The organism is Streptomyces sp. NPDC037301 (assembly GCF_055602785.1).
The window spans coordinates 75,367-84,829 of the sequence record NZ_JBVJWD010000033.1 but is presented as its reverse complement, the minus strand read 5'-3'; the positions used below and the strand labels follow the sequence as shown (position 1 = coordinate 84,829).

Sequence of the window (9,463 nt, the reverse complement as noted above, 5' to 3'; positions counted from 1 at the left end):
TGAACGCTTTCCAGGTCGCCTTCGAGGGCCGCCTGACTCCCACCGACCACTGACCAACTCAACAACCAAGATCAGCCGTTAAATTGACACACCCGCGCGACCTCTTAACGCCCTCTCAGGGCTCACTTGGGAGCAGATCCACGGCCTCGGTGTGGGCAGTGAGCGACTCGCTCCAGCGGGGGCGCATCGTGGCGCGTGTCGTTGGTACACCGTTGGGGCCTGATCAGTTGTGCGCTCAGGCATTTGGCTGACTTTTTGACAAGGTGATTGCCAAATATGTCAGCTGCCTGGGCTACTGGGGGCCTGAACCGGTGGGCCGCCCATCCCTCTCCGGGGAGCGCGGCAACTGGCCTGCTCGCTGATGGTCCTCGTATGCGGGGATCTGGTCGGCGTTCGCGCGAGGCGCCCGTGTAGCTCGGTCCCTTCCGTGGTCACGGACGTGTTCACCGAATCCAACACTCGACGCACGACGTTCTCGCTGTAGCCGAGCGATCCTGCGGCCTCGTCCGCCGCTGCGCCGTTCTGACTGGTCCGAGCCCCACCCGCTGGGCCTGGGTCTCCCCGAGCCATCCGGGCTCCAGTCTGGCCGCACGGTCGATCGCGGCCGACGGGCCGCAGGGGGGCTCTGCGATTCGTCCCAAGGAGCACTCCCATGCCCGTTTCACCGAACCAGGGTTCCACCGGCGGCGGCGACGCTGCGGCTCTCACCGGCAGCCACTTCACCGGCACCACCGCCGTGCGCTACGGCCCCCGCAAGGCGGCGAGCTTCACGGTCGTCAGCGACACCACCACCGCCACCGTCACCCCCTCCGGCAATGGCGCCGCCCCAGTCTCCGTGACCACCCCCGGAGGGACGGGGGTGGTCGGCACCTTCTACTACCTGCCGCCGCCCACCTTCCGCATCACCCCGTCTCCCGCTGGTTCCCTGGCAGGCGGCAACACCGTGATCCTGACCGGCCTCGGCCTCTACACCACGAGCGAAGTCCGATTCGGTACGCAGGCCGCCGCATTCACGGTCGACTCCGACAGCCAGCTCACCGTGACCGCCCCCGCGGCGGCCTCGGCAGGCGCGGTGACGATCACCGTGCGCACCAGAGGCGGGATCGCCGACACGGTCACCTACACCTACCTCGCCCCGCCCTCCCTCACCGTCGTCACCCTCGACTCGGGGCCGGTCGGGGGCGGCAACCTCGTCGTCATCACCGGGACCGCGTTCTCCTACACCACCGGCGTCACCTTCGACGGCACACCCGTCACCTCCTACCGGATCGCCTCGGACACCGAGATCGACGCCCTGGTACCGGCCGGCGCCCTCGGCCCGGCCGACGTCTCCATCACCACCCTCGGCGGCACCACGACCGCCACGAACGCCTACACGTATCTTGGAAGCTTCGCGGTACTCGGCGGAGCGTCAGTCTCCAACACCGGCGCCACCAGTGTCACCGGCGACCTCGGTGTGAGCCCGGGAGTGTCCGTCACCGGGTTTTCGCCCGGCCAGGTCACCGGAACCATCCACATCTCCGACGCGGCAGCCACCGCGGCCCACGCCGACCTGATCGCCACCTACAACAACGCCGCCGCCCAGATCCCCGACGCCAGCGTCTCCGGAGACCTCGGCGGCCTCACACTGACCCCCGGCGTCTACAACGCCGCCACCTCCATCGGACTCACCGGAACGCTCACACTGGACGCCCAGGGCGACCGCAACGCCCGCTGGATCTTCCAGATCGGATCGACCCTGACGACGGCCACCGCCAGCAGCGTGCTCCTCGTCAACGGCGCCACGGCCCGCAACATCATCTGGCAGATCGGCAGTTCAGGCACCCTGGGTACCGACAGCATCCTGGCTGGCAGGTTCCTGGCCGCCATCTCGATCACGGTGACCACCGGCGTTACGGTCAACGGCCAGACCCTGGCCCGCGACGGATCGGTCACCCTGGACACCAACACGATCACCCGCCCGTGGTAGCGCGATCACACACCGCGGGTGCTCTGCCCATCGGCAGCAGATCAAAAGCGAGATGCCTCTCCGGTCGGCTCAGCCGGAGAGGAACGAATCGTCGGCGACGCGCGCGCCCGGCAGCTGCGCCGTGGTCAGCTACGACAGGTAGGGGCGCTCACGGAGCAGGCGGGCCAGGCGGGCGGAGTTGGCCGCGAATGTGCGGGTGATGGAGGCCACAGAGTCGGGGGCCTCCGCCAGGCCCCGATAGTCGGTGCTAGGCCGGCCCTCACCGACCGTTTCTGAACTCGGGGCACGGCCATCGCACTTGTGCGTACCGCTGCCTCTTGGTACAACGCTATGTCCCAAGAGGCAGCCATTTGACCAGACCATGGGATAAAGCGTCAGGGACGGGAGAGGCGTGCGCGGCGTCGGAATGCGACGGTCATCCCGGCGCCCAGGGCCGACAGGCCCAGCAGATCCGCGCCAGCTGTCACCTCGCCGGCGTTCATCCCGTGGGTGCCGCCGCCGAGCCCGGTGGCCGCGCCTCCCTGGGGGTGGTGCCCACCGTGCCGGCGTCCTCACGCAGTCCGCTGCCCGATTTTGCCGAGATGCGCCCGTACAACACTGCCACGCGCACGCTTCTGCCCGACGGCGACCTCGAACCCGGCCAGAGTCTGGAGCCGGACCGGCGGGTCGCCCGCAAGCTCGTCCACAACGGGTACGTCGACGTCGCCTGGCGCCTCTACCAGCAGACGGGCGACCTGGAGCTCCTGCGGCCCACGGGCACCGATGACCGGCGCTGGGCCAGGATCTCCGCCTGGGCGGCCTTCAGAGCACCGCACTTGGTGCGCACCCCTTGGCCAGGTTCGCTATCGCCCGCGTCGTTCCTGATCCACGTTCGCTACCGCCCGCATCGTCCCGGTATGTGTGCACGATGTTCTGCATCGGGGGAGAGATCTCCCTCCCGCGCCGGGCCCACGTCCCGTCACCCTCCGTCGACCGGCGCGCGGTCGGCGTGGGGGGTGCGCACCGGCGGCGGAGCGCACGACATCCGGTGCGCATCGCCCGGTGGGGGAGTGCGTTGCATCGTGCAACTCGTCGCGCCGCGCGCGCCTGGTGCGCACCGGTGCGCCGCCGGCTCCGGTGTGGTGGCGCGCGTGGTGCGCGGCTGTCGTTGCGCGGTGGCTCTACGATCCGCCCGTGGGACAAGACCCCGGCACAGAAGGCCGCCAAGGCGGCACGCGGGCAGCAGCCGAAGAAGCGGGCAGGCAAGGCGCAGCGCGAGGCGATCAAGCGGGCGCAGGCGGCGAAGAAGGCGGGCGGCGGGAAGCTGGCCGCGAAGAAGGCCGCGGCGAAGAAGGCGGTGCCGCTGCCGCGCGGCTCCATCCGTGCCGCGTACCCGGGCACCTGCCCGGCCTGCTTCAGGGACTACGGCAAGGGCGAGGTCATCACGAAGGTGACCGAGAGCTGGGGACACCCCGGGTGTGCGCCCCGGCAGTTGTCGGTAGCCGAGCGGGAGTTCGCGCGGAACAAGGCGGCGATCGAGAGCGGGCACGTGATTCCCTGCCTCGGAGAAACGACTCAGCCCTGGGTGCGCCGTTGTCGGAGTCCGGGGCATGGCCGGGCGCAGGCAATCGAGGACAAGAGTGGCGAGTCCCACGTGCCGGATCGCTCAGATGTTGGGTGGGCCGAGTCGGGTGTAAGGAACGCCGATACTCGTGCCACCGGGGGTGACGACCCTGACGGTGACCGCGCCTGCCACGCCGGGCGGTGCCGTGGTTGTCAGCTGGGTGTCGGAGACCACGGTGAAGCCGGCGGGCACGGCACCGAACAGTGCTGCGGTGGCATACGTCAGTCCGGCGCCGGTGAGGGTCACCGTGTTTCCGCCTGCTGATGGCCCCTGGTCGGGTACCAGACCAGTGATGACCGGGGTGCCCAGATAGATGTAGGTCACGCTGTTGCTCGTGCCGCCTGGCGTGGTGACGGTGACCGGGACCGTGCCGGCGACTCCCGGTGGCGCCAATGCAGCGATCTCCGTGGCCGAGACAATGGTGTAGGTGGTTGCCGCCGTCGCGCCGAAGCGAACCGCGGTGGCCTGGAGGAAATTCGCACCGGTCAGCGTCACGGAGTTGCCACCGGCCACTTGCCCTGCCCTGGGGGTGGCGTCGCTGAGAACCGGTGCGGCGAGGTAGTAGTAGGAGACGGCTTGGGTGCTGGTACCGCCGGGCGTGGTGACGGTGACGGCGACCGGACCCGGGCTGCCGGTGGGGACGACCGCGGTCAGTTGGGTCGCCGAGACGACGGTGAACGAACTCGCCGCGTTCGCGCCGAAGTGAACGGAGGTCGTTCCGGTGAAGCCGGTCCCGGACAGGGTGACGGTGTTCCCGCCCGCGACTGGTCCCTGGGCCGGAGTCACACTGCTCAGAACCGGAGCGGCGACATACGTATAGGGGATCCCGGCGCTGGTGCCGCCCGGGGTGGTGATCGTGACAGTGACGGTGCCGGCGGGCGCGGCGGGGGCGATGGCGGTGGCCTGCGTCGCGGAGACGGCGATGAACGCGGCGGCCACGGTACCGAAACTGACCGAGGTGGCGCCGGTGAAGTCGGTTCCGGTCAGCGTGACCGTGTTCCCGCCCGCGACCGGCCCCTGGTTGGGGACGACGGAGCTGATCGCGGGGGCCGCCGCGGCCACCGCCGGTTGCCTGATGAGAGAGATTGAGCTGTCGGAGCTCTCCACAGCCGTTCTCCTGTCGGGTGATGTGATGAGGGCGTTGTGGACTGGATGCGGAGTTCGGAGTGCGGTGGTCGGGGCGCCGCCCGGACCTCCTGGCCGGGCGGCGATGAGCGAGTGGCGTCGAGCGGGTTGCCCGCCCGGCCGGGCGCAAAATGTCCCGGACCGGGCGGGCATCATGCATCTGGAGGCGGTACCGGCGCCGGGCGCTGTTCCGCGTCGGCAGTCGGTGCCGCACCCCGTGGCGGATCAGATGCCGGGGCCTGTCACGTACGTGAAGGCGCCGACGTCCGTGGCAGTGCCCGCAGGGTTGGAGAGAGTGACGTCGACCGCACCGACGGTCCCGGGCGGGGTGACGGCGGACACCGTCGTCGCGTTGATGACCGAGAACGGTGCCGGCACGCCGCCGAACGTGACCTGGCTCGTCGAGGTCAGGTTGGTGCCCGTGATGGTCACCGCGGTTCCGCCGGACGTCGGCCCGGAAGCCGGAGTGACCCCGGTGACGGTCGGGACGTCGATGTACGTGTACGACAGACCGTTGTTGGTGCCTCCGGCGGTCGTCACACTGACGCCCACCGGCCCGGCTGCCGCACCCGCGGGCACGACGACACTGATCTGGCTGTCCGACAGCACCGTCGGCACCACGGTGTTGGCGCCGAAGGACACCCCCGTGGCAGTGGACAGGCCAGTGCCGCTGATGGTGATGGTGTTGCCGCCCGCGGTGGGGCCCGAGCTCACGCTCAGACCGGACTTGAACGGAGCGCCGACATAGAAGAACGGGACCGGGTTGCTGGTTCCGCCCGGGGTGGTCACCGTCACGCCGACCTCGCCGGCACCGGACGGCGAGACAGCGGTGACCTGGGTGGGCGAGACGTTGGTGACTGCGGTCGCCGGATTGGTACCGAAGAGCACAGCGGTGGTACCCGTGAGGTTGGTGCCCGTGATGGTGACGGTGGTACCGCCACCGGTGGAACCCTGGTTCGGACTGATTGGCATGGTCGTCCTCCGTGTGTGAACTGAACCTTCGAACGCTGGAGTTGACTCAGAGCCGGGTCCAGGTCAGGCCCCAGGGCCATGACTTGGACCACCGGGGCCGCTGTCGGGCCCGGCCGACCTCGCTCGCCTCCTCCTCGGCACGTCCCGCGGGTACACCGATGAGCGCCCCCGGGGAATTGCCCGGAAGTTGCCTGCTGCGAGAAGACACCGTCAGCGGCCGTCGCCGCGCCGGGTGCTCAAAGCCGTGATGAGCCGTGTCGGTCGCGGGCCGTCGGCCCGGGACACCGTTGCCGCCCCGCAGCGGGCGCCGCTCCGTACGAGCCGGCGCCGCCCTCGCGATGGAGAGCTGCCAGCCATCGCGCGGCCCTCGGCATGAGGCCGAGGTATGCACATGACTGGTATCGGCTCGCTCACAGCGGCAATGACCGCACGCGGGTCGCAGAGTGCGAGGCCACACTCGTGGCCCCGACGACGAGGTACTCGGTTGTGCGCGGATGACTCGCGCACCGCTCCCTTGCAGAGGCCGGAGGCTGCCACACCAGCCCCTGCCGCTACCTGGCAGGGGCGACTGGTCGGATCCAAGTCCTCTACGGGGGCGCCCATCGCGGCTGTCCGGAGCAAATGATGCCGAGGTCCGTCACGCATGGACGGTCGGCGAACAGAACGGTTCCGCGCTCCCCCGGAGAGGGATGGGCGGCCCACCGGTTCGGATACCCAAGTGACCCATACAAATGAAATATGACACAAGAGTCTTGACGGGTAGCCACCTGAATGGACGAGCGCACAGAGGGCGGATCGGCCGGCGCACCAGGGGAAGGCGAATCAGTCCCCCGTACCACCACGCGCGCCGCCCACGTGGGAACCAGCACGCACCAGCTCTCCCACGATGGACGGACCTCGGTCACGCATGGGCTGATCGAGGAACGACGCCGCAGGTCGCACAGCGCTACGGAGGCGACATGGCCAACCCGACCCAGCCGTCGTCGTGTTCCAGCACATCGAGTACCGCTCCCGGCAGCGGCCCGGCAGGGGAGGCGATCTCCCGCTCCCAGATCTCCTGCGCGTCCCGGCCGCGCTGGAGGAACACTCCCGCCTGCGCTGCTGTTCGTGGTCCGCCATCGGCCTCTCTTCCCGTCGATCGGCCCTGACTCTTCCGTCGTACCGACCGCGCCGCGACGCTTGTTGGAGGCGCTCGCCACGCAGTACCGCGAGGCAGCGACGGCAGATGCGACGTTCATCCCACAGTCCTTGGTACGGACGCACTGCCGTCCGTGCCGTCACACAGAAGGACCACTTCGGCGATGAGCCGGGTGGGAGGCTCAGCCCCGAAGGGGAGTTAGCCGAAACGACGGCGGCCCCACGCCGGTTCTCCGGCGTGGGGCCGTCTTCACTCCCCCGCTGGGCAACTGCCTTCCCTCGCCCGGTTACTCCGCTAGCCTTGCTGCCGGTCGTCTACTGGGTCTGGGGAAGAGAATCATCGTGTCTGTCCTTATCGCCGGGGGAGCCGGTTACATCGGAAGCACTCTGGCTTCGGCCTGTCTGGATGCGGGCGTCACCCCGGTGATCCTCGACAACCTCGTTCGGGGCCGCGCCGAGTTCACTGATGGGCGGATCTTTTACGAGGGCGACATCTCGGACGGTGCCCTGATCGACCGTATCTTCTCGGAGCACCCGGACATCTCCACCGTGGTGCACTGCGCGGCGCTGATCGTGGTGCCGGAGTCCGTAGCGGACCCGATCGGCTATTACGAGGCGAACGTCACCAAGAGCCTGGCCTTCGTCCGCCACCTCCACCGCAACGGGCGCGACCGCCTCATCTTCAGCAGTTCGGCCTCCATCTACCAGGCCGAGGACGGCTCCCCCGTCACCGAGGACTCGCCGCTGGCGCCGCAGAGCCCCTACGCGCGGACCAAGGCGGTGTGCGAGGAGATGTTCGCCGACATCGCCGCAGCCGGGAAGATGCGGGTGCTGTCGCTGCGGTACTTCAACCCGGTCGGCTCCGATGCCCTGCTGCGCACCGGTCTTCAGCTCAAGCGGCCCAGCCACGCGCTGGGGAAGCTGATCCAGGCCCACCAGGAGGGCACGCCGTTCCCGGTCACCGGCGTGAACTACCCGACGCGCGATGGAACGGGTATCCGTGACTACGTGCACGTATGGGACCTCGCCGCGGCCCACATCGCAGCGATCGACGGCTTCGACTCCATCCTTACCGAGTCGAAACCGTCGATCGCGATCAACCTGGGCACCGGCTCCGGCACCACCGTCCGGGAGCTGTGCACGGCGTTCAACAACGTCGTGAGCACGCCCCTGGCCACGGTCGACACCGATCCGCGCCCCGGTGACGTCGCCGGCGGGTACACCCTGAGCGACCGAGCCGAGACGCTGCTGGGGTGGACGCCGAAGCTGTCCCTGGAGGAGGGAATCCGGTCCGCCCTGGACTGGATCCCGGTGCGCGACAAGATGCTGAAGGACTGAGTCCCTCTCGCCTTCACCCCTCCGGGTGGCCTGGGCTTCAGCGCAGGCGGGCTTCGAGGGCGAGCAGGTGTCGCATGGCCGGAGCGAGCCATGCGACGTCCCAGCGGTGGTCTGCCGGTGCATCCCGGTAAGCGTGGTGGGGAATCTTGAGCGCTTCGAGAAGCTGGTGGCCGGCGGTCCAGTCGGCCTCCAGCGTGCCGATGCCCCCCAGCGCGATGCGGCGGGCTCCGCGTAGGACTTGCGCGTGGCGGCACAGGTTCTGCCGTACGTCGTACTCGTCGAGCCGCGCGGTGCTGCCGGCGACGTCGATGAGCTGCGGGTGGGGTGGCCGGTCGCTGAGCAGCGAGGGATCCCAGACGCTGGCGACGGCGAATAGGTCGGGGTGCCTCGTCAGCAGGTTGAGGGCTGCGAAGCCTCCCTTGCTGAACCCCAGCAGGTGTACCGGTGGCCGGGCCTGCCCACCGAGGACTGCGAGGACGGTCGGCACGACCACACGGACGAGGTGGTCCTCTTGTCGGCAGTCGGCTCGGGTCGCGTGGTTGACCAGCCATGGTGATTCGCTGAAGGTCGGCGCGGCAAAGGCAGTTCCGTCGCGCAGGTCCGCGGGGAGCCGTCCGATTTCGGCGAGGCTGTGGCCGTACTTCTGCCCGTCGCCCTTCTCGACGGGCAGGGCGAGCACGATCCTGCGTACGGGCTGTTCGGGCTGGGTCACTGTGACGTGGGTGCCGGGTGGCTGGAATGGGCTCTCCAGGGGAATCCGGGTGCTCGCGGGGAGGGTGGTGGTGTCAAGGAGGTTCGCCTGGTTGTGTGGGGAGGCGGGGCGTTCAGGTACGGAGGGTGGCGACGGCATCTGCGTAGGTCTCCCAGTTGTCGCAGTTGAACCGGAGCTCGGTCGGCAGGAGGGGCACGGCCCTGAGTTCGTTGCCTGTGCTGATCCAGCGCCGCACCGCGTCGATAAGGTAGAGCTCGCCGTTGGGGCGAGGCGGGCATTCGCGCAGGGCCTCGAAGACGAAGGGTTTGAGGACCCAGCGGGCGGCGCAGGCGTGCACCCACCGGGCACCGGTGTGGTCCAGGAGGTCTCTGCCGAAGGCGACGTCGTACGGGCCGGGGCGCGTGCTGAGTGAGGACGCGGCGCCCAGGACGGTCTCGTGCGGGGGGACGCTGTCCGCGGGGAACAGGCGGGTCAGGACGGAGCAGTCCGCCGTGCCGCCGTGGGGGGGGGGGGGGGGGGGGGGGGGGGGGGGGGGGGGGGGGGGGGGGGGGGGGGGGGGGGGAGGGGGGGGGGGGAGGGGGGGGGGTGGGGAGGCCCTTTGCCCTAT

7 protein-coding genes are annotated in these 9,463 nt (G+C 69.6%); 2 read left to right on the top strand and 5 right to left on the bottom strand.

Annotation, left to right across the window (positions count from 1 at the left end; genetic code table 11):
• Positions 1-652 precede the first annotated feature (652 nt).
• On the top strand, positions 653-1,969 hold the full coding sequence (locus ACZ7IB_RS35380) for an ice-binding family protein (RefSeq protein WP_470918300.1): 1,317 nt from the start codon (positions 653-655) through the stop codon (positions 1,967-1,969).
• Between the two features lie 1,645 nt (positions 1,970-3,614).
• Here the strand turns inward: ACZ7IB_RS35380 and ACZ7IB_RS35375 are convergent.
• From ACZ7IB_RS35375 to ACZ7IB_RS35365, 3 genes are all read right to left on the bottom strand, one after another.
• Positions 3,615-4,679, bottom strand: coding sequence for an IPT/TIG domain-containing protein (locus tag ACZ7IB_RS35375; RefSeq protein WP_470918298.1), 1,065 nt, complete (start codon positions 4,677-4,679; stop codon positions 3,615-3,617).
• A 243-nt stretch (positions 4,680-4,922) separates the two neighbouring features.
• Positions 4,923-5,669 carry an IPT/TIG domain-containing protein gene (locus ACZ7IB_RS35370; protein WP_470918296.1) on the bottom strand — a complete coding sequence of 249 codons (747 nt, stop codon included), beginning with the start codon at positions 5,667-5,669 and terminating at the stop codon, positions 4,923-4,925.
• A gap of 946 nt (positions 5,670-6,615) precedes the next feature.
• Positions 6,616-6,756 carry a hypothetical protein gene (locus tag ACZ7IB_RS35365; protein WP_470918294.1) on the bottom strand — a complete coding sequence of 47 codons (141 nt, stop codon included), beginning with the start codon at positions 6,754-6,756 and terminating at the stop codon, positions 6,616-6,618.
• A 392-nt stretch (positions 6,757-7,148) separates the two neighbouring features.
• On the opposite strand from ACZ7IB_RS35365, the gene galE reads away from it, so the two are divergent.
• Positions 7,149-8,144 (top strand): UDP-glucose 4-epimerase GalE, encoded by a 996-nt coding sequence (gene galE, locus ACZ7IB_RS35360; RefSeq protein ID WP_470918292.1) that lies wholly within the window; start codon positions 7,149-7,151, stop codon positions 8,142-8,144.
• A gap of 37 nt (positions 8,145-8,181) precedes the next feature.
• Here the strand turns inward: galE and ACZ7IB_RS35355 are convergent, their stop codons facing one another.
• Positions 8,182-8,856: a hypothetical protein gene (locus ACZ7IB_RS35355; protein WP_470918290.1), complete on the bottom strand. Its 675-nt coding sequence runs from the start codon at positions 8,854-8,856 to the stop codon at positions 8,182-8,184.
• 112 nt (positions 8,857-8,968) lie between these two features.
• Entirely contained in the window at positions 8,969-9,193 is a 225-nt protein-coding gene (locus ACZ7IB_RS35350) for a hypothetical protein (RefSeq protein WP_470918288.1), read from the bottom strand.
• Positions 9,194-9,463 lie beyond the last annotated feature (270 nt).

Excerpts from the sequence above, each read along its gene's own strand:
- ACZ7IB_RS35380 (WP_470918300.1), top strand. The coding sequence starts at position 653 with ATGCCCGTTTCACCGAACCAGGGTTCCACCGGCGGCGGCGACGCTGCG.
- ACZ7IB_RS35370 (WP_470918296.1), bottom strand. The coding sequence starts at position 5,669 with ATGCCAATCAGTCCGAACCAGGGTTCCACCGGTGGCGGTACCACCGTC.